This is a genomic window from Phaeobacter sp. JH20_08, from assembly GCF_048056635.1.
Lineage (GTDB): Bacteria > Pseudomonadota > Alphaproteobacteria > Rhodobacterales > Rhodobacteraceae > Phaeobacter > Phaeobacter bryozoorum.
The window spans coordinates 79,983-103,573 of sequence record NZ_JAYMVV010000022.1 but is presented as its reverse complement, the minus strand read 5'-3'; the positions used below and the strand labels follow the sequence as shown (position 1 = coordinate 103,573).

General features: G+C 59.7%; 25 protein-coding genes. 12 read left to right on the top strand and 13 right to left on the bottom strand.

The window, feature by feature from the left end; translation table 11 throughout:
* Positions 1 to 75 precede the first annotated feature (75 nt).
* Complete coding sequence (locus tag VWY75_RS18940) at positions 76 to 564, bottom strand: DUF3576 domain-containing protein (RefSeq protein WP_340546938.1); 489 nt, start codon at positions 562 to 564, stop codon at positions 76 to 78.
* Positions 565 to 844: 280 nt separating this feature from the next.
* On the opposite strand from VWY75_RS18940, the gene VWY75_RS18935 reads away from it, so the two are divergent.
* Both VWY75_RS18935 and VWY75_RS18930 read left to right on the top strand, forming a co-directional pair.
* A complete protein-coding gene (locus VWY75_RS18935; protein ID WP_340546937.1) occupies positions 845 to 1,789 on the top strand; it encodes a porin in 945 nt (314 codons plus the stop codon).
* Between the two features lie 112 nt (positions 1,790 to 1,901).
* A complete protein-coding gene (locus VWY75_RS18930) occupies positions 1,902 to 2,558 on the top strand; it encodes a YggS family pyridoxal phosphate-dependent enzyme (protein WP_416537667.1) in 657 nt (218 codons plus the stop codon).
* Positions 2,559 to 2,577: 19 nt separating this feature from the next.
* Here the strand turns inward: VWY75_RS18930 and VWY75_RS18925 are convergent, their stop codons facing one another.
* Positions 2,578 to 3,069 (bottom strand): L,D-transpeptidase family protein, encoded by a 492-nt coding sequence (locus VWY75_RS18925; protein WP_416537711.1) that lies wholly within the window; start codon positions 3,067 to 3,069, stop codon positions 2,578 to 2,580.
* Between the two features lie 35 nt (positions 3,070 to 3,104).
* On the bottom strand, positions 3,105 to 4,193 hold the full coding sequence (ribA, locus tag VWY75_RS18920; RefSeq protein ID WP_416534465.1) for a GTP cyclohydrolase II: 1,089 nt from the start codon (positions 4,191 to 4,193) through the stop codon (positions 3,105 to 3,107).
* A gap of 194 nt (positions 4,194 to 4,387) precedes the next feature.
* Here ribA and VWY75_RS18915 point away from each other — a divergent pair, with 194 nt between their 5' ends.
* The 3 genes from VWY75_RS18915 to VWY75_RS18905 all read left to right on the top strand — a co-directional run bounded on the left by VWY75_RS18915 (position 4,388) and on the right by VWY75_RS18905 (position 6,861).
* Positions 4,388 to 5,074 (top strand): response regulator transcription factor, encoded by a 687-nt coding sequence (locus VWY75_RS18915; protein WP_340546934.1) that lies wholly within the window; start codon positions 4,388 to 4,390, stop codon positions 5,072 to 5,074.
* A 283-nt stretch (positions 5,075 to 5,357) separates the two neighbouring features.
* Complete coding sequence (locus tag VWY75_RS18910) at positions 5,358 to 6,146, top strand: exodeoxyribonuclease III (RefSeq protein WP_416537666.1); 789 nt, start codon at positions 5,358 to 5,360, stop codon at positions 6,144 to 6,146.
* A gap of 127 nt (positions 6,147 to 6,273) precedes the next feature.
* Positions 6,274 to 6,861 (top strand): transglycosylase SLT domain-containing protein, encoded by a 588-nt coding sequence (locus VWY75_RS18905; protein ID WP_340546932.1) that lies wholly within the window; start codon positions 6,274 to 6,276, stop codon positions 6,859 to 6,861.
* Positions 6,862 to 6,938: 77 nt separating this feature from the next.
* Here the strand turns inward: VWY75_RS18905 and VWY75_RS18900 are convergent, their stop codons facing one another.
* The 4 genes from VWY75_RS18900 to VWY75_RS18885 form a co-directional block, all read right to left on the bottom strand.
* Positions 6,939 to 7,526 carry a LolA family protein gene (locus tag VWY75_RS18900; RefSeq protein ID WP_340546931.1) on the bottom strand — a complete coding sequence of 196 codons (588 nt, stop codon included), beginning with the start codon at positions 7,524 to 7,526 and terminating at the stop codon, positions 6,939 to 6,941.
* A 67-nt stretch (positions 7,527 to 7,593) separates the two neighbouring features.
* The gene (locus VWY75_RS18895) at positions 7,594 to 10,728 is read right to left on the bottom strand and encodes a DNA translocase FtsK (RefSeq protein ID WP_416534466.1); all 3,135 of its coding nucleotides are present in this window, start codon (positions 10,726 to 10,728) and stop codon (positions 7,594 to 7,596) included.
* A gap of 115 nt (positions 10,729 to 10,843) precedes the next feature.
* Positions 10,844 to 12,022, bottom strand: a complete 1,179-nt coding sequence (locus VWY75_RS18890; protein ID WP_416537665.1) for an aminotransferase class I/II-fold pyridoxal phosphate-dependent enzyme — start codon at positions 12,020 to 12,022, stop codon at positions 10,844 to 10,846.
* Positions 12,023 to 12,130: 108 nt separating this feature from the next.
* On the bottom strand, positions 12,131 to 13,459 hold the full coding sequence (locus VWY75_RS18885) for an amidase (protein WP_416537664.1): 1,329 nt from the start codon (positions 13,457 to 13,459) through the stop codon (positions 12,131 to 12,133).
* An 89-nt stretch (positions 13,460 to 13,548) separates the two neighbouring features.
* On the opposite strand from VWY75_RS18885, the gene VWY75_RS18880 reads away from it, so the two are divergent.
* Positions 13,549 to 14,775 carry an FAD-dependent monooxygenase gene (locus tag VWY75_RS18880; protein WP_340546927.1) on the top strand — a complete coding sequence of 409 codons (1,227 nt, stop codon included), beginning with the start codon at positions 13,549 to 13,551 and terminating at the stop codon, positions 14,773 to 14,775.
* A 97-nt stretch (positions 14,776 to 14,872) separates the two neighbouring features.
* Here the strand turns inward: VWY75_RS18880 and VWY75_RS18875 are convergent, their stop codons facing one another.
* The 3 genes from VWY75_RS18875 to VWY75_RS18865 are packed head-to-tail and all read right to left on the bottom strand — an operon-like array spanning position 14,873 to position 16,680.
* Complete coding sequence (locus tag VWY75_RS18875; protein WP_340546926.1) at positions 14,873 to 15,079, bottom strand: Trm112 family protein; 207 nt, start codon at positions 15,077 to 15,079, stop codon at positions 14,873 to 14,875.
* Complete coding sequence (locus VWY75_RS18870; protein ID WP_416537663.1) at positions 15,076 to 15,717, bottom strand: LON peptidase substrate-binding domain-containing protein; 642 nt, start codon at positions 15,715 to 15,717, stop codon at positions 15,076 to 15,078. The genes VWY75_RS18875 and VWY75_RS18870 overlap by 4 nt, the downstream gene beginning before the upstream one ends.
* Before the next feature lie 27 nt (positions 15,718 to 15,744).
* Positions 15,745 to 16,680, bottom strand: a complete 936-nt coding sequence (locus VWY75_RS18865; protein WP_416537662.1) for a tetratricopeptide repeat protein — start codon at positions 16,678 to 16,680, stop codon at positions 15,745 to 15,747.
* A gap of 246 nt (positions 16,681 to 16,926) precedes the next feature.
* Between VWY75_RS18865 and hspQ the strand changes: the two genes are divergently transcribed.
* Positions 16,927 to 17,253: a heat shock protein HspQ gene (gene hspQ / locus VWY75_RS18860; RefSeq protein ID WP_340546923.1), complete on the top strand. Its 327-nt coding sequence runs from the start codon at positions 16,927 to 16,929 to the stop codon at positions 17,251 to 17,253.
* A gap of 100 nt (positions 17,254 to 17,353) precedes the next feature.
* Here hspQ and VWY75_RS18855 read toward each other — a convergent pair whose 3' ends face one another.
* The 3 genes from VWY75_RS18855 to VWY75_RS18845 all read right to left on the bottom strand — a co-directional run bounded on the left by VWY75_RS18855 (position 17,354) and on the right by VWY75_RS18845 (position 20,012).
* Positions 17,354 to 18,928, bottom strand: a complete 1,575-nt coding sequence (locus VWY75_RS18855; RefSeq protein WP_416537661.1) for a gamma-glutamyltransferase family protein — start codon at positions 18,926 to 18,928, stop codon at positions 17,354 to 17,356.
* A 257-nt stretch (positions 18,929 to 19,185) separates the two neighbouring features.
* Complete coding sequence (locus VWY75_RS18850; RefSeq protein WP_340546921.1) at positions 19,186 to 19,632, bottom strand: ATP-binding protein; 447 nt, start codon at positions 19,630 to 19,632, stop codon at positions 19,186 to 19,188.
* A gap of 35 nt (positions 19,633 to 19,667) precedes the next feature.
* Positions 19,668 to 20,012, bottom strand: a complete 345-nt coding sequence (locus VWY75_RS18845) for an STAS domain-containing protein (RefSeq protein ID WP_340546920.1) — start codon at positions 20,010 to 20,012, stop codon at positions 19,668 to 19,670.
* Between the two features lie 93 nt (positions 20,013 to 20,105).
* Between VWY75_RS18845 and VWY75_RS18840 the strand changes: the two genes are divergently transcribed.
* From VWY75_RS18840 to VWY75_RS18820, 5 genes are all read left to right on the top strand, one after another.
* Complete coding sequence (locus VWY75_RS18840; protein ID WP_416534473.1) at positions 20,106 to 21,278, top strand: thiolase family protein; 1,173 nt, start codon at positions 20,106 to 20,108, stop codon at positions 21,276 to 21,278.
* Positions 21,279 to 21,373: 95 nt separating this feature from the next.
* Positions 21,374 to 21,832 (top strand): GAF domain-containing protein, encoded by a 459-nt coding sequence (locus VWY75_RS18835; protein WP_416534474.1) that lies wholly within the window; start codon positions 21,374 to 21,376, stop codon positions 21,830 to 21,832.
* Positions 21,833 to 22,021: 189 nt separating this feature from the next.
* Positions 22,022 to 22,591 carry a helix-turn-helix domain-containing protein gene (locus VWY75_RS18830; protein ID WP_340546917.1) on the top strand — a complete coding sequence of 190 codons (570 nt, stop codon included), beginning with the start codon at positions 22,022 to 22,024 and terminating at the stop codon, positions 22,589 to 22,591.
* Positions 22,591 to 23,220 carry a LysE family translocator gene (locus VWY75_RS18825; RefSeq protein ID WP_416537660.1) on the top strand — a complete coding sequence of 210 codons (630 nt, stop codon included), beginning with the start codon at positions 22,591 to 22,593 and terminating at the stop codon, positions 23,218 to 23,220. Before VWY75_RS18830 ends, VWY75_RS18825 begins: the two co-directional genes overlap by 1 nt.
* Positions 23,217 to 23,588, top strand: coding sequence for a GFA family protein (locus tag VWY75_RS18820; RefSeq protein ID WP_416537659.1), 372 nt, complete (start codon positions 23,217 to 23,219; stop codon positions 23,586 to 23,588). Before VWY75_RS18825 ends, VWY75_RS18820 begins: the two co-directional genes overlap by 4 nt.
* Positions 23,589 to 23,591 lie beyond the last annotated feature (3 nt).

The window sequence follows — 23,591 nt, the reverse complement described above, 5'->3', positions numbered from 1 at the left end:
GGTTTGGGGCCTGGCGCTTGTGATAGTGATGTTTGCCCGCCTGTTCCAGAGGGCAGAAGAGGGGGATGCGCCGGGTTAAAGCTTGCGGTCGGCGATGCGCAGCTGGCGGGCCCGAGAGAGAATCGCATCCTCGATCGCGCGTGCTGTACTGGCGCTGACTGGGCCGTTGCGGGTCTGAAGCGACACGTTTAGCGAGCGGGCATCCAGTGCGGGATCCTTGATATGAACCGTTGCGCGATAGGCGCGCCCGCCACCCGGGGGAGTACCGTAACCTGTGACGATCACACCGGTGTAGGGTTCGACGGTTTGCAGCGGCAGGAAGTCCAGCACATCCAGCGTTGCGGTCCAGAGGTAACGGTTCACCTGAACAATCTGTTCGGCCTTCGTGGGTTTGAAGGCATCCCAGATTGTCGTGCCTTCTATGTTCTCCGGGTTCCGCGGGTTGCCGCCAATGACGTTTTCATTATAGGCCGACGGGCCGCCGCGGTTCTTGCCGCCGAATGCGCCACAGCTGGCGGTGACAGCCAGAAGCGAGATGAGTCCAAGTTTCGTGAGCCAGCGCATGATGGGCAAGATCCGTTGCTATTCCGGTTGCGGACTAGTCCTAGCCAAGCGATAGGGCGGCAACAAGCCTATTCTTTAATAGACTCTCTCTGTGCGAAGCCGTTGATGCCGCTCGGGTTAAGATACTGTGACATGGTTGCATCAACTTCGGGCCGAAAGGATTTGCCGCCTGCGCCCAAGCTTGCGTAACGACCCCAAAAAGAGCGAAACGGAGGGCGTACTCAGACTTGTGCCACTCAGCGCCTGTTTGAGCTTGGACATTTAAACCCGAGGGAAAAACATGAAAAAGATTCTCTTCGCTTCGACTGCGCTGGTCGCCACCGCTGGTGTTGCAGCAGCAGACGTTTCGTTCGGTGGCTACGGCCGCTTTGGTATCGGCTACGTTGAAGATCGTACCGTTGGTGGCACTTCCGACACCGTGATCGTCAGCCGTTTCCGCATGAACATCGATGGCTCCGCTGAAACCGACGCAGGCGTGAAGTTCTCCGCTCGCGTTCGTATGCAGGCTGACGAAGATGCAGCTTCCGGCGAAGCAAACGCAGCTGGCCTGAACGGCGCGCGTTTCTCGGTTGAGTACGGCGGTCTGCGTGTTGACGTAGGTAACGTTGCTGGCGCAATCGACAACCTGCCCAACTACTACGGCAACGAGCCGGGCCTGGAAAACTTCGTTGGTCAGTACTCCGGCGTTAACTACGACTTCGTTGGTTACTCCTCCGGTGGCGCAGGCGTGAACGGCGTTTACGCTCGTTACGCAGTTGGTGACTTCGCTGTTGCTGCGTCCTACGACCAGGCGGCAAACGGTGGCGACGGCGACCGTTTCGACATCCACGCTGCTTACACCTTCGGCAACATCACTGCCGCTCTGGCATACGGTGAAACCGACAACGGCGCAGCAGACGACGACGACATCGTTGTTCTGTCGCTGGGCGGCACCTGGGGCGCATTCTCCGGCACCCTGCTGGTTGGTGATGAATCCATCGCGGGCAACGTTGCTCAGTCCGACACCTTCTACGGTATCTCTGCTGCTTACGACGTAAGCTCCGCAACCACCCTGACCTTCGCTTACGGCGACGGTTCCGGCGACGGCGACACCCGCAACGTTGGTCTGGGCGTGATCCACGACCTGGGCGGCGGTGTCTCCCTGCGCGGTGGTATCGGCGAGAGCAAAGTGGGCAGCGCCGACGGCCAGATGCGTGCCGACTTCGGTGCTCAGTTCAGCTTCTAAGCTGACCTGAACCACTACGGTTCTTGGGGCGGGCTCTTACGAGCTCGCCCTTTTCTTTTGTGCAGAAACTGTGTTTTTCTGCGGCAACATCTGACCATAGTGAGACTGCCCCATGTCGCTTCAGGAGATCCAATCCCGCATTCATACCGCCGAAGAAAAAGCTGGCCGCCCTCGAGGGTCGGTGCAGCTGATCGCGGTATCCAAGGTTCAACCCAACGACAGGGTCGCGGCGGTTCTGGAAGAGGGGCATCGCTGTTTTGGCGAGAATCGTGTGCAGGAAGCCGCCGGAAAATGGCCGGACTTCGCGACGCGCTACTCGGAACTGGATCTGCACCTGATTGGCCCGCTGCAAACCAACAAGGCGCGGCAGGCGATGGATCTGTTTCAGAACATTCATACTGTTGACCGCGCGAAACTGGCCAAGACCATCGCGCGGCTGGCGCAGGAACTGGGCCATTGTCCAAAGCTGTTCGTACAGGTCAACACCGGCGAGGAGCCGCAGAAAGCCGGGATCCCTCCGGGTGAGGCAGATGCCTTCATCCGCGAATGTCAGGATATGGATCTGACCGTCGAAGGTCTGATGTGTATTCCGCCCGCAGCTGAGGAACCGAGCCTGCATTTTGCTCTTCTCCGCAAGATCGCAGAGAGAAATGGCCTAACGGGCCTGTCGATGGGCATGAGTGGTGATTTTGAAACTGCTGTTGCGTTAGGCGCGACCCATGTGCGTGTTGGATCGGCCATCTTCGGTGCGCGCGCTTACGAGCTCTGATAGCCTGCGCGGCAACGTCTCAGCGCGCCAGCGGTGGCACCACAAGGCGTGTACCGGGCAGAACAAGTTTGGCCAGCCAGTGTAAATCCTGACGCGAAAAAGCGATGCAGCCCTCGGTCGGGAAGCCGGGGCGCCGCCACTGATGCAGGAAGATTGCCGACCCACGGCCGGGCTCGGCAACCGGCCAGTTCCAATCCGTGACCAGGACCAGATCATACAACGGGTCAGCACGTCTGAGGGCTTCATGGCTGTCGGAGTATGGCGCGCGGACGTGTTGGTTGTAATCCTCGGCGTCGGAAGTGTCGGACCACAGGTCGCCGGGCCAGATCGGCTCAGCCCAATCGGTTGGTGGTGCCATTCGGTCCGGTCGATAGAGCATACCGACGACAAGATGGCAGCCGATTGGCGTTGCACCATCGCCCTCGACCTTGTTCGGACTCAGCCCACCGCGCCCGATTGAACAGGGCAGGGTGCGTCCAGCAAAGCGCAGGCCCCTTGGGGTGAGCAGCATATCGGTTGACCGCAGGTTACGCGGGATGCCCGATCTCATAGCATGTGGCCGGATTTGGCGGCTTTTGTTGCGAGATATTCGCGGTTGAACGCGGTCTCCCCGACCTTCAGCGGTACCCGTTCGGTGACTGTGATGCCGGTTTTTTCCATCATGGAAATCTTGTTGGGGTTGTTGGTCAGCAGTCTCACCGAAGAAAAGCCCAGCTCCTTCAGGATTGCGGAGCCTAGGCGAAAATCTCTCTCATCATCTTCGAACCCAAGGCGATGATTGGCCTCAACCGTGTCAAACCCCTGATCTTGCAGGGAATATGCGCGCATTTTATTAGCAAGGCCAATGCCGCGCCCCTCCTGGTTGAGGTAGAGCAGTACGCCCTGTCCTTCGGCGCCCATCTGGTTCAGCGCTCCATGCAGCTGGGGGCCGCAATCGCATTTGAGCGAGCCAAGAACATCGCCTGTGAAACACGCGGAATGCAGTCGGGCAAGGACTGGAAGGCTACGGTCAGGTTTGCCGATTTCGATGGCATAATGTTCTTCCGCGCCATCTTCCGGGCGAAAGATGTGCAGCCGCCCGGCTTCGGCCGCAGCGATTGGAAGACGAGCCGCGGCGACGGGATGAAGCGGCGAACTTTCGACCATCAGCGGTGCAACTGCGGCGAGCGGCAGGGTTGTCAGCCCATAGCTCTGGGCGAATTGTGCGGGATGTTGCAGGGGGCAAACCACCGCGGCAGGCAACAGGCGGGCCGATTTGGCCAAGGCAATGGCCAACCGGTGCAGCTCTGCATTGCCTCCGCGACCGCTTTGCAGCGGGCCCTTCATCGGTGTGCTCAGATCGTCAGCGGGGTCGGCAACGGCCTGAAGCCAAGACAGATCCGCTGAATTTGGAACGCTGATGCGGGCAACATCGCCATCATAGGCACGGGCCTTCAGAGTACTCGCCCGCCGGGCTGTCACGGCCAATGTCAGTGGGCCAAGCGTGCGCAGGCTCGCCAGTCGGGTGCTGTCCAATGGTTCAACCGCGACGGCCAATACCGCCTGATCGGGCGTGGTCAGGACGACCGGCAAGCCCATACGCAGGTCCACCCGCGCGCGGGCCAGTAGGTCGATCATCGTGGGCATCAGACTCATGCGGAAATCCTGTGGGTCATTGACGTCTTGGGGCGCGGCACCGCTGCGGTGAACAGTATTTAAGTAGTCATAAACGATGGAAAAGTGAAACAATTCCCGCCCCATGGACACGTCGGCGTGAAACTCTTGCAGCATAACTTGTGATCGGGCGGCGGACTGCGCATCTGTTGTGCACGGCACAGGAGGACAAGGTTATGGCCCAACTGAAGAAAATTCTGCTTGTAGACGATGATGAAGATCTGCGCGAAGCCCTGAGCGAGCAGCTGGTTATGACCGAAGACTTCGACGTGTTCGAAGCCGAGAACGGTCAGACAGCTATGGAGCGCGCAAAAGAGGCGCTTTATGACCTGATCATTCTGGATGTTGGCCTCCCCGATACCGATGGCCGCGAACTCTGCCGCCTGATGCGCAAACAAGGTGTGAAAGCACCGATTCTGATGCTGACCGGGCATGACAGCGATGCGGATACGATCCTCGGGCTGGATGCCGGGGCGAATGACTATGTTACCAAACCGTTCAAGTTTCCGGTCCTGCTGGCCCGGATCCGCGCGCAGCTGCGCCAGCATGAACAATCCGAAGATGCCGTATTTGCACTTGGTCCATATACGTTCAAACCGGCGATGAAACTGCTTCTGACCGAGGACGATCGCAAGATCCGCCTCACCGAGAAGGAAACCAACATCCTGAAATTCCTGTACCGCTCTAACGAGGGGGTTGTGCAACGCGATGTGCTGCTGCACGAGGTCTGGGGCTACAATGCTGGGGTTACAACCCATACGCTGGAAACCCATATCTACCGACTTCGCCAAAAAATTGAACCAGATCCGTCAAATGCACGTATACTAGTCACAGAGTCGGGTGGCTACAAACTGGCCATCTGACACCTCAGCGCCACAGAATCGCCCGGACTGGGAGGTATGGTGGTCATTGAGACAAGTGCGACGGCACTGACGAGAGATCCCGTGCATGTCCGGGTAATGACATGTTCCTCCCTGTTGGACTGCCGGGCCTAGTGCCCGGCTTTTTTTCGTTCATAGCAGCGCGAATGATGAAGATACGGCGATGATTTCGCCGTTTTCCCGATGCCATTTGTGCACTGGTATCACCGCGCCAGAGCGGGCAGTATCCGGCCAACAGCACAGACATTTGAGAAAGAGGCGCGCGATGTCGTTTACCCTAGCCACCTGGAATATCAATTCGGTTCGCCTGCGGGAGCCGATTGTCTGCAAGCTGTTGGCAGAGGAGGGGCCGGATGTACTCTGCCTGCAGGAGTGTAAGAGCCCGGTCGACAAGATTCCCTTGGGGCAATTTGCCGAGCTGGGCTACGGCCATATGATCGCCCGCGGCCAGAAGGGTTACAACGGCGTCGCAATTCTCTCCCGGCTGCCGATCGAGGATGTCGGTGACAAGGATTTTGCCGGTCTTGGCCATGCCCGCCACATCGCGGGCCGTCTCGAAAATGGCGTTACCATCCATAACTTTTATGTCCCCGCTGGCGGCGATGTGCCTGACCGCGAGGTCAATGAGAAATTCGGCCAGAAGCTCGACTATCTTACTGATATGCGGGATTGGTTTCACTCTGAGCGGCCGGAGAAATCCATCCTTGTCGGAGACCTCAATATCGCGCCGCGCGAAGATGACGTCTGGGATCACAAGAAGCTGCTGAAAGTGGTGAGCCACACTCCGATTGAGGTCGAACATTTCGCCGATGTCATGGAGGCGGGTGGCTGGTCGGATGTCACCCGCAATGATATCCCGGATGGGCGGCTCTACAGCTGGTGGAGCTACCGTGCCAGGGATTGGGATGCGGCGGACAAGGGGCGCCGACTGGACCATGTCTGGGCCAGCTCCGACATCAAAAACTCCTCCCATTCCAGTCGGGTAATGCGGGATGCGCGTGGATGGGAGAAACCAAGTGACCATGCGCCTGTCTTCGCGACATTTGACCTCTGACCGCCGATGATCGGTGGCGCTGGTCCGGGACAGGTTGCCGGCGCCACGGAATAGTGATTTTCACGCCGCTCGTGATTAGCTACACTGCCGCCAAAATACGCCCAGTGATTTACAAGAGGCAGAGGCAATGAGCAGAATCATAGGCGCCATGATCCTATTGCTGATCGTGGCATCCTGCGGAGGTGGCGGTGGCTCACCGCCGCGCAATCTCGACAATGCGTGCAGCATCATCAAGCAACGGCCCGAGTATCTGAAGGCGTTCCGCGCCACAGAGAAGCGCTGGGGCGTTCCCATGCATGTGCAGATGGCCATCATCCATCAGGAAAGCCGTTTCCGGTCCGACGCGCGCACACCGCACCGCTTTGCGCTAGGGGTGATCCCGATGGGACGGCAGTCCAGCGCTTATGGCTACAGTCAGGCGCTCGATGGCACCTGGGACGATTATCGCAAATCTGCCGGCCGCCGCGGCGCCAAGCGCAACCGGATCAAGGACGCCACCGATTTCATGGGCTGGTATATGAACCAGACGCGGGACCGCAACGGTGTGTCGCTCTATGATGCGCGCAACCAGTACCTAGCCTACCATGATGGCCATACCGGTTTCGCCCGCGGAACCTACCGATCCAAACCATGGCTGCTGCGGGTTGCTGCCAAGGTGCAGGCGCGGGCTGAGATGTATCAGACACAGCTTGCCACCTGTCGCCGCGCACGCTGACTGTTGCGATCATTACGACATGAGACCCCCCGTCCGATTGTTCGGGCGGGGGGTCTCATGTCTGACGTCGCCGCTCTTTAGCGCGACGGGGCTGAACTGGTGTTGAACAGTTTGGAGGACAGCTTGACCCCGGTTTGCAGCCCGCCAAGGATCACCGTGGTCTTGCCGCCGGAACCATCGTGGATCACCCATTTCCGCAGCTCAACCGGGTTGTCGGTGAACATCATTTCGATACTGCCATATTCCGGGTTTTTAGGATCCTGCGCGCGGATAATCGTGGAGGTGCCATCGAAGCCGTGACCCACCACCATATTGGCACGGCCCAGGTTCACATTGCGGGCCAGGATCAGCGAAAGTGGCGTTCGGTTGAGTGGATAGGTCTCCGGCGGCTGGTTTGACTTCGGATCCTGAATCAGAACAGCGCCCGCGCCTGCAACCACAACCCCCTTGTTGGGCGGATCATATTCGAACCGCATCCGTCCGGGCCGGTGCATATACAGCTTGCCGGTAGAGAGGCTACCATCGTCATTAATCTGGCTGAACGGGGCTGTCGCAGTAGAGATCCCGTTCAGATATTGCGAAACGTCGTTCAGGCTCAGTTTCTCGGCGGCCCATGCAGCCGGGGCACAGAGCGTCAGCGCTAGGGCGTAGGCAAGTTGTTTCATGGTTTCTAAATAGGGAGACATTGGCAAATGTGAAGAGGCGGGACCAATTGGCCCCGCGGTGAAACGACTATTGCTCGGGAACCAGAATTTCCCTTTTTCCGACGTGGTTTGCAGGAGAGACGAGCCCTTCTTCCTCCATCTGCTCAACAAGACGTGCTGCCTTGTTGTATCCGATGGCCAGTTTTCGCTGGATATAGGAGGTCGAGCATTTGCGATCCTTGATGACGATCTGTACCGCCGTATCGTATAGCGCGTCCTCGGTATCGGTATTGCCACCGGTAGAGAGACCCAGCACCGCATCAATATTGTCGGCCTTATCGTCATCCGGGCCGTCAAGCACATTGCCGATATATTCGGGCGGTCCGAATTGCTTGAGGTGGTTGACCACCTCTTCGACTTCTTCATCTGACACAAACGGGCCGTGGCAGCGGGTTATCTTCGCGCCGCCCGCCATATAGAGCATGTCGCCCATACCCAGCAGCTGCTCGGCGCCCATTTCGCCGAGAATGGTCCGACTGTCGACCTTGGAGGTCACCTGGAACGAAATCCGCGTCGGGAAATTCGCCTTGATCGTACCGGTGATCACGTCAACCGAGGGCCGTTGCGTGGCCATGATCAGGTGAATGCCCGATGCCCGGGCCATCTGTGCCAGACGCTGGATGCAGGCCTCGATCTCCTTGCCCGCAACCATCATCAGGTCGGCCATCTCATCGACGATGACCACGATATAGGGCAACGCCTCGGGCGCGAATTCTTCGGTTTCAAAGACCGGTTCGCCCGTGTCGTCGTCAAATCCGGTTTGCACGGTGCGGCTGAACATCTCGCCTTTGTTAAGCGCTTCTTTCACCCGGCCATTGTAGCCCGCAATATTCCGCACGCCCATTTTCGACATCTTGCGATAGCGATCTTCCATTTCGCCGACTACCCATTTCAGGGCGACGACGGCCTTTTTCGGATCTGTCACCACAGGCGAGAGAAGATGCGGAATGCCATCATAGACGGAGAGTTCCAGCATCTTCGGGTCGATCATGATCAGACGGCATTCTTCGGGCGTCAGCTTGTACAGCAGCGACAGGATCATGGTGTTGATCGCCACCGATTTACCCGAGCCGGTGGTCCCTGCGATCAGCAGGTGAGGCATTTTCGCAAGGTTGGCGACCATGCTGTCACCGCCAATATCCTTGCCAAGCGCCAGTGGCAGCGCATGGGTGCCGTCGCCAAAATCGCGTGACGCAAGAATTTCGCGAAGGACAACTTTTTCACGCTTGTCGTTGGGCAGTTCGATACCGATCACGGTGCGACCCGGCACGGTAGAGACCCGCGCGGACAGTGCGGACATGGAGCGTGCGATATCATCGGCCAGACCGATCACGCGGCTGGCCTTGAGACCCGGTGCCGGCTCCAGTTCATACATGGTGACAACGGGACCGGGGCGCACCGAGACGATGTCACCCTTGACGCCATAGTCATCCAATACCGATTCCAGCATTCGCGCGTTTTCTTCCAGCGCCTCGTCACTCAGGTGGTGGCGTTCGATCTGTGCCGGGCTGGTCAGCAGCGAGAGCGGCGGCAATTCGAAATCACTGCTGGCATCTTCAAAGGCCAAGGGGGGCTGTGCTTCGGCCTTTGCGCGGGCCGATGGCTGCGGCGGCTTGCGGACTGGCTGTTCCACAACAGCCCGACGTGGCTCTGCCACCGGAAGTGTCACAGGGGGCGTTACGGGCGGGGCGACCGTCGCCGCTGCCGCATGAGATGCGGCAGCGCTTTTTGCGGTACGGCGCAGAACCTGCGCACCGCTGGCGTCTGGGGTCGGAGCGCTTGGCAGCCCTTCGGAGGCGACATGGTCGACGAACCCAGCGGACGCCGGATGCTCATATGCAGCACTATTGTACCCCGGGTGCGGCTCAGCATCGGGGGAATATCCGACCTCTGGTGCGGGTGGAACAGGCGGGACCGTTCCCATCGCCGCCTCCATAGCATCCATCGACGCACCGGTCAGCGGTGGTTCGGGCGGCAGACCTTCGACGTTGTGATTAGGGTTGAAAATCAGGGGTTCCGGTCGACGTCCACGGCCCTTGGTCAGCGGGAAATCCACTTCGGGTGCCACATCAGCAGCGCGGCGCACGCGTACGGCACTGGCAATTTTTTCGGCGATCCGCTCATCGCCGGGAAGGGTGTCCAGATCCGCTGCCCTGCTCGCCTCACTCAGGACGGGTTCAACAAGTTCCGGTTCGGGCATCACTGGTTCGGCCCGGCGGATGAGGTTCGGCACACGGGCAAACAGGCCAGTCTTTTCCTTGACCGGTTCGGGCTCATCTTCGTGGCGCATCTCAAATGCCGGTTCTACCCGGCCATAAGGGGCGGCTGCCGGCCCAAGCACCGGAGCACCAAGCGGCGGCGCTGCTGTGGGCCCGTCGTCGAACTCCAACGGCTCGAACATCTGCGGGTCGGTTTCGGTGCTGTCGACGACATCTGCCATCGCGACCGCTGCTGCTGTACGTTCGGCGCGGCGGCTTCGATAGTTGAGCGCTGCCTGCATGCCGCTTGCTGCGCCCCGGCCAAGGACACCGGCGATCGCACCGTAGATCAGAATGAGACCGACCAATACGAACCGCAGACCACGGGTGACTTCAGCGCGGGTAAAGCCGAGAACGGTGGCGCCCAAGCCCAACATTCCAAGCGCGGTGAGGAGTGAGAGGAATTTGACCAGAAAGATCAGCCCAACTGGCAGCAGGGCCAACAGCATCCCCAGAAAGGTATATCCGATCATACCGCCGAGACCGAAGGTATGCGCCGATTTCCAGGCGTCGGATGGGACCAGCGTTTCCAGATGCAAGGAGACCAGCAGCAGCCAGGGCAGCGACAGTAGCAGCGGCCACAGGAACCGGTCTTCGCCGCGATGCAAGATGCAGCGTCCACCCCAGACGGTCAGGAAGAGCGCGATCGCCCAGCTGGCCTTGCCAAAGAGCGTGATCAGAATGAAGGCCAGCGATGCCCCTGTGCGACCCAGCATATTTTGCACCGGGGCGTCAGTCGACACCATCCAGTTCGGATCATCCGCCGAATAGCTGCCGATCATCAGGGCAACCATCAGGCCGAGGCCAATCAGCAGTGCGCCAATCAGTTCCTTGCCACGCTTCTCGATGGCCGCCTGCATGTTGCTGTCCAGCAATGGATCGCGGCTGCGCGTCTGAAATGCCATGCCTACCTCGTTTCATCTTGTCCGTCGGGGCGTCCCGCTTCTTATGCGCGGGTTTGGGCCCCATGACTTTTTTATTTTGGCGCCGCTCGTTGAAAGGGGCGCATCGAATGGGTCATCAGTAGAGGCAGTTGCGCAATTTGCGCAGGGCTACCTCGGTCTGATCTGCGGGGGCGACCAGTGCCACCCGAATATAACCGGCGCCCGGGTTCTTGGTGCCGTTGCCCTGGGCCAGATAAGATCCGGGCAGCACCCGTACGCCGGTGTCCAGCCACAGTTTCAGTGCCGCCGCCTCTCCGTCCTCGACCGGTAGCCAGAGGAAAAAACCTGCCTCAGGTGCCATGTAACCGTCCAGCCCGTCAAAAACCTGATCCGCAATCCGGTATTTTGCCTGATAAAGCGCGCGGTTCTCCACGACATGCGCTTCATCCGCCCAAACTCGGGCTGCAGCGGCCTGTAGCGGTGCGGGCAGCGGGGCGCCGGAATAGGCGCGCAGCTGATGCACCCGCTTTAGCGTTTCCGATCCGCCGGCGATGAGGCCCGAGCGGAGACCAGCAAGATTGGAGCGCTTCGAGAGCGAATTGAACAGCACCACCCGTTCTGGGTCCGCACCCATTTCTTGTGCGACGCTCAGGGCACCGACCGGTGCGCTGTCCCGGTAGATTTCAGAATAGCATTCATCGGCAAAGATGCGGAAATCATACTGCTCGGCCAGTTGGATAAGCTGGGTCCAGTAGTCCCGGCTGGCTACGGCACCCTGCGGGTTGGCGGGCGAACAGATATAGGCGACAGCAGTGCGGTTCAGCACCTCGGGCGGCAGGCTGCTATAATCGGGCAGATGACCCGTCGCAGCCGTCGCGGGTACAAAAACCGGCTCTGCTGCAACCGAGATCGAGGCAACCATATAGACCTGATAGAAGGGGTTCGGGATCAGCACGACTGGTTTCTGGCCGTTTTTCTGTTCCGGGCAGAGCGCCATCGCTGCATTGTAGAGCCCTTCTCGGGTGCCGTTCAGCGCCATGACCTGTGTCATTGGGTCGACGCTGACATCATAGCGGCGCTTGATCCAGTCGCTGATGGCGCCGCGCAGCTCGGTGCTACCCTCGTTGGGAGGGTAGCTCTGAAAGCCGGCGGCGTTTTCGACGATCACATCCGTCACCCAGGCCGGGAAATCATGTTTGGGTTCGCCAATGGTCATATGCACCACATCGCCGCCCGGCGTGTGATGGTCCAACAGGGCCCGCAGTCGCGGGAACGCGTATGGCGGCAGGTTTGAAAACCGCTCCGGAAAATTCATGTGTTTGGCCTCAGGTCCGGGATCGTTAATGCCCCGTTCACAAACAAACTACAGAGCGGATCCCTCTGCGTCCAGCCGCGCGAAGGTGGGCTTGGCAAAATGTGGCTTTCACGCCAATGCCCGCTCCACAGCTGCGCCGACGCGCAAGAGGGCCTCTTCGCAGTCAGGTTGCCCCAGGATCTGCAAGCCACATGAGGGGACGCCAGTGGGCAGTGACAGGCCACACAGTCCCATCAGATTGCCAATCCGGGTGTTGCGCAAGGCCATCAGATTTGAATGGATGTAGTAGTCGTGATCGTTCTGAAGCCGTTCGACATCAGGTGGCAGGATCGGAGAGGTCGGGCAGAGAACGCCGTCAAACCCTGCGGTGGCCAGATCCCAGTCCATTCGATACTGCTCCAGCTTGGCCCAGGCGGCGACATAGTCCGGACCGCTGAAACCGGCCCCGGAGCGGAACCGCTCCAGAATCTCGGGAAACATCAGATGTGGTGCTGCCTCGATCACATCTTTCCACAGGCCGTAGGCCTCCGCTGTAAAGAGGATCGCACTGAGCGACATGGCCTCCTTCAGCACAGGAACCTCCAGCGGGACAATATCTGCTCCGGCTGCGCGTAGTTTATTCAGGGCGTCGCTGTGGGCCTCGGCAATCTCAGGGGCCAGATCCTCCTGCGCCACGGTCCGCAGGTCGGCAAAGCGGCGTCCGTCCAAGGTGGTTCCGCGCAGATCGGGGCCATGGGTGCCCTCCAGCATACCTAGATAAAGCGCGGCGTCCTCGACCGATCGTGCCAGAGGGCCGACGGTATCAAACCTGAGGCAAAGCGGGACAACCCCTTCCAGGCTGATCCGGCCGGAAGTCGTCTTTAGTCCGACGAGATCATTCCAGGCCGAGGGAATTCGTACAGATCCCCCTGTATCAGAGCCTATTCCACAGGCCGCCAGACCAAAGGCGACGGAAGCTGCCGCACCGGAGGACGATCCGCCAGGGGCTGCCTGATCGTCATGGATGCAAGGCGGTGTTGCCTTCACCGGATTGAGACCGAGTCCGGAGAAGGCCAGCTCGCTCATATGTGTTTTGCCGAGGCAGACAGCGCCCATTGATGTTGCCGTCTGCAGAACCAGCGCATCGCGTTCGGGGACCCGCTCGGCTAGCAGATTGGACCCGGCTTCGGTTGTGATATCAGCGCTGTCAAAAAGATCCTTCCAGCTGATCGGAACGCCGTCTAGCAGCGACAACCGCTGTCCCTGCGCCGCGCGCAGCTTTGCCGCTTCGGCCTCGGCAAGGGCGCGGTCATGGGTGACGATGGTGTAGATCCGGTCGCGCTTGGGATGGGCGTCAATGGCCTCCAAATAGGTTCTGGTCAAGGCAACCGGGCAGATTTCACCTGCCTCAATGCCACGGCCCAGATCCGCTGCGGTCTGCGTCAGCCATTCTTGCATGTGCGCCTCTCCAAATTGCTCGGGATGAGGCGACGGTAGCGGCACCGCGCCCCATGGACAATCCCAATCGCAGGCGCATATTGCGGGGCATGAAAAACACAACCGACATCCTGATTGTGGGCGGTGGCCTGAATGGTCCGGCCCTGGCATTGGCGCTGGCCCAGACAGGCCACACAGTGACGCTGATCGACGCGCTGCCGCGGGATCTGCGCGACGATGACGGCTTTGATGGGCGCAGCTATGCGCTGGCGCTCGCATCACAGCGGTTGCTGGAGCAGATTGGCGTCTGGTCGCAGGTCGCGGACAAGGCCCAGCCGATGCTGGACATCAAGGTCACCGATGGTCGCGCGGGTCAGGGACCATCGCCGTTCTTCATGCATTTCGATCATGCCGAGATCGAAGATGGTCCTATGGGATACATGATTGAGGATCGCTATCTGCGTCGTGCCCTGCGCCGCGCGATGGAGGCGGATTCGGCAATCACGCTGGTGGATGAGCAGACAGTCGTCGCGCAGCATGTCGACGCCACTGGTGTGACCCTTACGCTGGCCTCTGGTGACGCGCTGCGTGGGGGAATGATCGTCGGGGCGGATGGTCGGCGCAGTGGCACCGCAGCACGCGCAGGTATCAAACGGACCGGCTGGGATTATGGTCAGACGGCGCTGGTTTGCGCCATTCAACACGAGGCGCCGCATAACGGCGTCGCCCATCAATTTTTCATGCCCGCTGGCCCATTGGCGATTCTGCCGTTGCCGGGCAATCGATCTTCCATCGTCTGGAGTGAACGGAGCCGGGTTGCTGAAGCGATCCAGGCCCTGGACGAGGCGGACTACCTTGCGGCGCTGCGCCCCCGATTTGGCGATTTTCTGGGCGAGATCAGCTTGGCCGGTGACCGTTTCACCTACCCTTTGAACCTGACCCTCGCCAATGCGTTTGTGGCTGACCGGCTGGCGCTGGTTGGCGATGCCGCCCATGGGGTCCACCCGATTGCAGGGCAGGGGCTGAATGCAGGGCTTCGCGATGTCGGCGCATTGGCGGAGGTGCTGACGGAGGCAAAGCGCCGGGGCGAAGATATTGCCTCTCCGCTTGTGCTTGCGCGTTATCAACAGTGGCGTCGCTTCGATACTGCCAGTCTGGCGGCAGCTACCGATGCGTTCAACCGGCTGTTTTCCAACGATAACCCGCTACTGCGCTTGGGGCGCGACGTTGGGATGGCCGTGGTTGGCGCCTTTCCGGGGCTGCGCCGCACCTTTATTCGTGAGGCAGCCGGACTGACCGGGGATCTGCCGAGATTGCTTCAAGGGCTGCCGATCTGAAGCTGGCCATGGTGCGGGTGCAAATCAAATTGGCCGGACAAAACTTGCCCGGCCACATCAAGATTTCAGCTTCGATCGCATTGCGGCAGGTATCGGCCTAGTCCAGAACGCGCGCCTCGCCCTCAAGCATGACAGGAATGCCATTGCGGATCGGAAAGGCCAGATTGGCCGCGCGCGATATCAGCTCCTGCGCTGAGGCATCGTATTCAAGGACCGTCTGCGTGCGCGGGCAAACCAGTGCCTCAAGCATCCGGCGGTCAAAGGGCGCCTCACTGGCTCCGGTGGAAGACGGTTCAATGCTCATTGCAGAATTTCCTCATGCGAGCCGCCGCGAAGGGCGAATTCGATCAATGTGACCAGGGTCTCGCGCCTTGTGGCAAGGCAGGGCGCTTCGAGCAAGGCCTGTTTGTCTTCGGGGTCGAAATCGAGCATCATCGACAAGGAGTTGATCAGTAGCTCGTCCTCGGCGTCCTTCAGGGCATCCCAATCTGTCGAAAGGTTGCGCGATTCAAAGAAACGTTCGAGCAGCTCTAGAAAGCGGGCGCGGTTGAAATCGTCATCCGCCTCAACCCGGCCCAGATCGCGATGAAACCCGTCCCAGTCGACATCGCACCGCCGATATGGCGTGAACCCATTGATCTCGGTCTTGATCCGAAACCGTGAGACGCCGGACAAGGTAATCAGATAGCGGCCATCTTCGGTTTCCGAAAACTGCGTCACCCGTCCAGCGCAGCCTATGCTGTGCAGGCTACTGTCGCCGGTTTTCGACGGGAACGGCTGTATCATGCCGATCATCCGGTGTGGCGTCTTGAGCGCATCCTCCAGCATTTGCAGGTAGCGCGGTTCGAATATGTGCAACGGCAATCGCGCCCGGGGCAAGAGCAACGCCCCGGGCAGCGGAAACACCGGCAGAGTGTCGGGCAGATCAGCAACCTGTATCATGCTAGGGACTGTAGCGCTGGCGCCGCCCTAGGCAAATATGATGGAGCTGAGTTTGCGCCGACCATTGAGGACAATCGGATCGTTTGGCTTCAGAGCGTCGAAAATTGTGAACAACTGTGCTTTGGCCGCTCCGTCGTTCCACTCTTGGTCTTTGCGGAACAATGTCAGGAGTTCATCCACTGCGGCTTGGGTGTCGCCAGCTGCGTGCAGGGCCTGTGCCAGATCAAACCGGGCCTGATGGTCCTCGGGGTAGGCGTCCACGGTTGCGCGCAATTCCGTCACGGGACCTGCATTCTCGGCCTGACGAGCCAGGGCGATCTGGGCATGAGCGGCCTCGATTTCTGCGGCATCGGAGATATCGGCAGGTGCGCCATTGAGCACCGCCTCCGCCTGGTCGAGTTCTCCCATGGCGACATGGGCGCGTGCCAGCCCCCCGTAGGCGGCGGCGCTGTGATCATCTTCGCCAAGCACGGCGGCGAAAGTTTGCGCCGCATCCGCGAAATCACCATCGGACAGCATCTGCTCGGCCGCTTCGACAGCTTCGCCCAGCCCGCCGTCCGCGCTGCCACCAGCTGCTTCGATTGCACGTTTGATGAATGCGTCGATTTCAGATGGCGCTACCGCGCCCTGAAACATGTCAATGGGCCGCCCCTGAACAAAGGCGACAACCGTCGGGATTGACTGCAAAGGAAGTCCTTGCTGCGAGAGGGCCTGAACCAGACGCTGGTTCTGATCCACGTCGATCTTCGCCATGGTGACGGCGCCTTTTGCCTTGGTCACGGCAGCTTCCAGCGCGGGTCCAAGTGTTTTGCAGGGGCCACACCAAGGAGCCCAGAAATCGACGATCACCGGCGCGTGCATCGACGCATCGACAATGTCCTGCATGAATGTTGCCTCGGTCACGTCTTTGACCAGATCACCTGCGGGGGCCATATCTCCCGCGCCGCCAAGAATATCGATCATGCGCTTGCTCTCCATTTCCAACTTGCCCCCTATATGAAAGCTGGCTGCCCAGAAACCAAGGGTTCATCTGCGCAAAGCCCTGCACCCGAGCGCTATCGCGGCTGTTTGCCGAGGGCTCAGAAGGCGCAGGTATATGGCGACAGCATTGTTCTACCGTGAATGACACAGTGTTTCCGGCGAAACCGGGCCGTGGATTCGACATTTTCCCTTGTCGCAGAGTATCATGAGGCGATAGGAACAGCATTCATGCTTAGAACGCGCGCAAAATATAATCTGGGACAGGTTGTCCGCCACCGCAAACATCCCTTTCGCGGAGTTGTGTTCGACGTCGATCCAGAGTTTGCCAATACCGAGGAATGGTACGAGGCCATTCCCGAAGACAGCCGCCCGGTGAAGGACCAGCCGTATTACCATCTGCTGGCGGAAAACGATCAGACCTACTACGTGGCCTATGTGTCGGAACAGAACCTGATCGCCGACTATTCCGGCGAACCTGTGGGGCACCCCGATATTCCAGAGATGTTCGGAAGTTTTGACGAAGGCAGCTATGAGCTGCATTATCAACTGAACTGATATAAGCGGCAGGCGTCTGGACCTCAGCCTTATGAACTCCGCACAGGCGCGGCCAAAGTGCGAAGATCCATTTCTCTCAATCGCCGTCTTGTCGTGCGGTTTAATACCCCAGAGCGCAGCCATCTTTCCGAGGGTCGCTGGCACCTTCCAGCACACCTGAGCGATGAATCTGGATCGCCTGTGCTCCGCCAATTGCGGTCTCCGGTATCGCGATGTTGTGTCCCATATCCGCGAGCTCTTGTCTCACCGCATCGCTGTAGCCGCGTTCGACCTTCAGGGTGGCGCCATCGGCAAAGGCGCGGGGCAAATCGATCGCCGCCTGGGGATCCATGCGAAAATCCGTCATGTTAGAGACGAATCGCGCGTGACCATTGGGCTGGTAGGCACCACCCATCACGCCAAAGGGCATGGTGACCGCGCCTTCCTTGCACAGCATTCCCGGAATGATGGTGTGCATTGGCCGCTTGCCGCCTGCCAGCATGTTGGGGTGGCCCTCTTCCAAGGTGAAACCTGCGCCGCGGTTTTGCAACAAAATGCCAAACTTGTCGGAGGCGATCCCCGATCCGAAACCGTGGAAGATCGAATAGATCAGCGAAACGGCCATGCGGTCCTTGTCGACGACGGTGATATAGATCGTGTCTTTATGCACTGCCTCACTGATCGGAGCAGGTGCAGCCATCGCGCGCTTCGGATTGATCAGCTCGGCCAGGCGCACCGCCGTTTCCGGCGCCAGCATATGGTCCAAACGGACCGTGTGATCTGGATCCGCAATGAACCGGTTGCGCGCATCATAGGCGAGCTTTGCGGCTTCGGCTTCGATGTGAATACGTTCTGCGCCAACTGGGTTCATGCCTGCCATATCGAAATGCTTCAGGATATTCAGCATCAGAATAGCGGTGGCCCCCTGACCATTTGGCGGGTGTTCGACCAGCTCGATATCCTTGTAGCTGCCGACAACTGGTATGGTGACGTCAGCCTGTGTAGCGGCAAAATCCTTGCTGCTTTGCAACCCGCCGCGGGCTTGCAACGCAGCAATCATATCTTCGGCGACCTCGCCCGTATAAAACGCATCACGCCCGTCTTTGGCGACGCGCCGCAATACCTCGGCCTGACCTGGAGCGCGAAATATCTGCCCGATCCGCGGTGGCTCACCATCAATAAGATACTGGTCGCGGGCGCTGCCCTGAAGCGTGTCGGCATCGTTCTGCCAGTCAAAGGCCACTCGCGGAGCCACCGGAACCCCAACTTCCGCATAGTGGATAGCAGGGGCAAGGATGGCATCCAGCCCCAACCGCCCTTCGGTATCGGAGAGTTTGCAGAAGGCATCGATTGCACCGGGTATGGTCACTGCATGGGCGCTGGTCAGGGGAACCGCGCTCAACCCATTCGCCCGCAGCCCGGCCGCGTTGGCGGCCGCGGCGGCACGCCCCGATCCGTTCAGGGCCATAACCGGCGAGCCGGGGCGGGAGTAAAGAACAAAACAATCGCCACCAATCCCGGTCATTTGCGGTTCACAGATGCCAAGCAGCACCGCGCCAGCGATTGCGGCATCCATCGCGTTGCCGCCGCGTTTCAGAATGTCTATGGCCGCGCCCGCCGCCAGCGGATGAGATGTGGCGCAAAGACCATTTTCGGCAAAGACCGCCGACCGTCCGGGGAAGTGAAAATCGCGCATGGTGCCTCCTGTAACTGGAAGGCAGCTTAGGTCGCACGGACGCAAAGGCAACGACAAAGGAGGATGAATGAGTCGCCGCTGTCGCTACGGCGCAATGCGGAATGGCGCCGTTCCGGCGCAGATCATCTGCACTGGCGCCGCCTGTAGCCCGATGAACCGAGCGATAAAGAGGAGAGAGGAGATCTGGTGTTCGCCGCCGGGTGGCGAATGTTCCGTCCGCATGGTGGCGCTGGATGCCGGAACTCGGGCGCTAGACGTCACGCGCTATTGGCGTTGCGCATCTGAATTTCGAAACACAGGGAAAGGTTGTTGCCGCTGTCATCTCGCTTGTATTGCACATCTGAGGTGAGTTCGCGGATCAGCAGCCAGCCAAAGCCGCCTTCTGGCAGCTGGTCGGTCTCAACAGTCAAGTCATGCGCGGTCGCGATCGGCAATTCGCCATCCTTGAACGGAGCGCCTCCGTCGCCAATCGAGATCCACAGCTGGTCAGGGTGCAGATTGCACCGTATGCGGACATCCCCGATGTCCATGCCGGCATAGGCATGTTCGACAACGTTGTTCACCGCCTCAGTCAAGGCGATCTGCACCTCATCCGCCCGGGCTTCCGGGATGCCCATTTTGCGCAGCCGCGCCACAACATCCTGTACACCGGATCTGGCATCCAGTTCCGTTGCCGTGAACGTGCAGGAAAAGGTTTCTACCATAGTCTTTTCGCTCCGCGTTACAAACACGCGTGGGGTCAAGAATCGATGCGGGTGGCAGTCGTTGCGTCGCTCAGTGACGCATACAAATCAAAAACAGTATCCATTCGCGTCAGTCGAAACACCTTGTCGACCATCGGCGTCAGCCCGGCGAGATCCAGTTTTCGGCCCTGTCCGAGCTGCTTCATAGCAGCTACAATAGCACCAAGACCGCTGGAATCGATGAATTTTACTTCGGACAGATCAAGAATGACGCGATCAGGGCCATTTTCGGTGGTCGCGCGCATGTCTTCTTTGAATTGGATGGCCATCGCTGCATCAATGCGTTCGGCATTGACGGTCACGATCTGTGTACCATCTGCTGTTGTGCTCGTCAGGCTCATGAGTGTCCCCGCGTCAATATGTGTTGACGATCAAACTAGACGTCAATCCTTACGATTTTGTATGCACTATTTCGAGATTAGGAGGAATATTAGATGAAAAATGTAGTGATCGCAGGCGCGGCCCGAACCCCGATGGGAGGTTTTCAGGGCATGTACGACGGCGTCGCGGCCGCCGACCTCGGCGGCGCTGCAATCCGCGCAGCTCTTGAGGGGGCAGGCGCCAGCACGGTGGATGAGGTCCTGATGGGCTGCGTCCTTCCGGCGGGCCAGGGCCAGGCGCCCGCGCGACAGGCCGGGTTTGCGGCTGGCCTCGGAGAAGAGGTGCCTGCAACGACGCTGAACAAGATGTGTGGCTCCGGGATGAAGGCCGCGATGATTGCTTATGATCAGATCGCGCTTGGGCAGACCGATACCATGGTTGCGGGCGGTATGGAGAGCATGACCAATGCGCCTTATCTTCTGCCGAAGATGCGCAATGGCGCGCGGATCGGGCACGGGCAGGTGGTTGATCATATGTTTCTCGACGGCCTCGAGGACGCCTATGACAAGGGCCGCCTGATGGGGAGCTTTGCCGAGGATTGCGCTGAGACCTATCAATTCACCCGTGAAGCGCAGGACGAATACGCGCTGACATCGCTATCCAATGCGCTGGCCGCACAGGAAAGCGGTGCGTTTGACGGTGAAATCGCAGCTGTCACCGTAAAAACTCGGAAAGGCGAGGTCGTGACGGATGCCGATGAGCAGCCGAAATCGGCGCGCCCCGACAAGATCCCGACGCTCAAACCGGCCTTCCGCAAGGATGGCACCGTAACGGCAGCAAATGCCTCCTCGATCTCCGATGGCGCGGCGGCCTTGGTTCTGGCCTCGCAGGAGGCTGCCGAGGCGCAAGGCTTGACCATACGCGCCCGGATCATGGGGCATGCAAGCCACGCACAGGCGCCGGGTCTGTTCACAACTGCTCCAGTCCCAGCAGCGAAGAAGCTGATGGAGAAGATCGGCTGGACCACCGATGATGTCGACCTGTGGGAGGTGAATGAAGCCTTCGCAGTTGTGCCCATGGCCTTCATGCGTGAAATGGGGCTGCCGCGCGACAAGGTGAATGTGAACGGCGGTGCCTGCGCGTTGGGGCATCCGATTGGGGCCTCTGGTGCGCGGATTATTGTGACCTTGCTCAACGCGCTGGAAAAACGCGGTCTCAAACGGGGGATCGCTGCCATCTGTATCGGCGGCGGCGAGGGAACGGCAATCGCGATCGAGCGGGTGTGAATGTCACCTTTACCAAAATACTCTCGGGGGTGAATTGACCTTAAGGTCAAGAGGGGGCAGACAGCCCCCTCTGCTACACTTGAGGAGGGCTGCTCTTGCAGGTCGAGTACGAAACACTTGCCAAGACTATCGCTGCACTGACTGAGGGCGAGACTGACGAAGTTGCGCTGATGGCAACCGTGACCTGTGAGATCCACCACAGCGATGATCGGTTCAACTGGACTGGGTTTTATCGGGTAGTGGCGCCGCAATTGCTGAAGATTGGCCCCTATCAGGGTGGGCATGGATGTTTGCAGATCCCGTTTTCACGCGGCGTCTGCGGAGCAGCGGCGCGCAGCGGTGAGGTGCAGCTGGTCGCCGATGTTGACGCCTTTCCGGGCCATATCGCATGTGCGTCATCGACACGGTCCGAGTTGGTGCTGCCGGTCTGGAACCGCGACGGAGCGCTGATCGGCGTGTTTGATATCGACAGCGATCAGCCGGATGCCTTCACGCAAGAAGACGCAGAGCAGCTGACGCTCATATTGAAGCAGGTCTTCAGCCGCGCCGATTGATTCGGTGATCAAGGGGCGTTGCCCCTCGGCCTGACGGCCTCACCCCAGAGTATTTCTGGAAAGATGACGAAGCCGGGCGCCTTTATGGCCCCGGTTTTTGTTTGTCAGGGCCGTTCATGAAAAAAGGCTTTGAAATTTCACAAAGCCAGTGCATCGTGAAAAAATGACCCGCTTTTTCATGGAGCCCCTGTGACAGATCAATCACCATATCACGCAACACTCGGTGCGGATCTGCGCGCCTTGCGTAAGGCGCGTGGCGTGACGCTTGCCGATCTTGCGGGACGTCTTGGTCGGTCTGTTGGCTGGTTGAGCCAGGTCGAGCGGGATATGTCGGAGCCGTCGATTTCTGATCTTAGAGCGATTGCCAGCTCGTTGGATGTGCCGATGTCGATGTTGTTTGCCCATTCGGCGGCGCCGGTTTCAGAACAGGGGTACATTGTCCGCGCAGGCGCGCGCCGTCCGATGGGGTCGGGCGACGAAGGTCTGATCGAAGAACTGCTGTCGCCCGATCTGACCGATGACTTCGAGATGGTGCACTCCACCTTTCGTCCGCATTCGCGGATGCAGACCCCCGCCGACCGCCCGACGCAGGAGGTTGGCTACATGATTTCAGGCCGGTTGGACCTGCTGATCGGGGGGCGCAGTTTCACCGTGGGGCCCGGCGACAGTTTCCGGATCAAGGAAGAGCCGTACCAATGGGCCAACCCCTATGACACACCGGCCGTCGCGGTCTGGGTTATTGCTCCGCCGGTGTACTGATGAGTATTGATGCCTGGATCATATTTGCGTTGTTCTGGGCTGTCTTCGTGACCACACCCGGGCCGAATGCGGTGAATTGTATCTCCAACGGAATGGCCTTGGGGTTTGGGCGTGCAATGGTCGGTGTTCTGGCGATCCTGACGCAAGCGACGTTGTTCCTATTGCTGTCGGCCCTGGGGGTGACGACTCTGATCGCAGCCTCGCCCACCGGATTTCTGGTGGCCAAGCTGATTGGCGCCGGGTTTCTGATTTATCTGGGTTGGCGTGGTTGGCGCAACGCGAGACGCCCGGTTCCGGCCACTGTCCGGCCCGCCCGTCACATCTACCTGCACGCCTTGGCGGTGGCCGTGATCAATCCGAAGAGCGTGGCGGGTTATCTCGCCGCGTTCTCGCAGTTCATCCAGCCGGACGTGCCGGTCTGGGACCAGATGCTGGTGATCGTGCCCACTGCCTTGGGTCTGACCACTCTGAGTTACACCGGTTTTACCCTGCTGGGTGCCGGCCTGGGAAAAGCTGCGATGAAAGCCGTCTTCAGCGTCTGGATCCGTCGCCTGCTGGCAATTTGTTTCATTGTTTACGGCGTTCTGCTCGGCGCGAGCAGCGCTCCCAACCTGGAGGTTGCAAGATGATCAGGGGGTCCTGTCTTTGCGGGGGTATTCATTATGAGACATCCGCCCAACCGCAGGGCGCCTCGATGTGTCACTGCGGCCAATGCCGTCGGCAATCCGGGGGTATATGGTCGTCGGCTCGCGTGCCGGAGGCAGAGCTGATGATCTCCGGCGAGGTGAGCTGGTACGCGGCCAGTCCGGTGGCGAAACGGGGTTTCTGCGCCCGTTGCGGATCGTTTCTGTTCTGGAAAGCTGAAGATGGGGACGCGATCTGTTTTTCGCTTGGCTCGGTCGAGGCACCTACCGGTGTCTCCCTGGAGAAGCATATCTTTGTTGCGGACAAGGGCGACTACTACGACATCGCGGACGGCGTGCCGCAAGAGGACTGACAT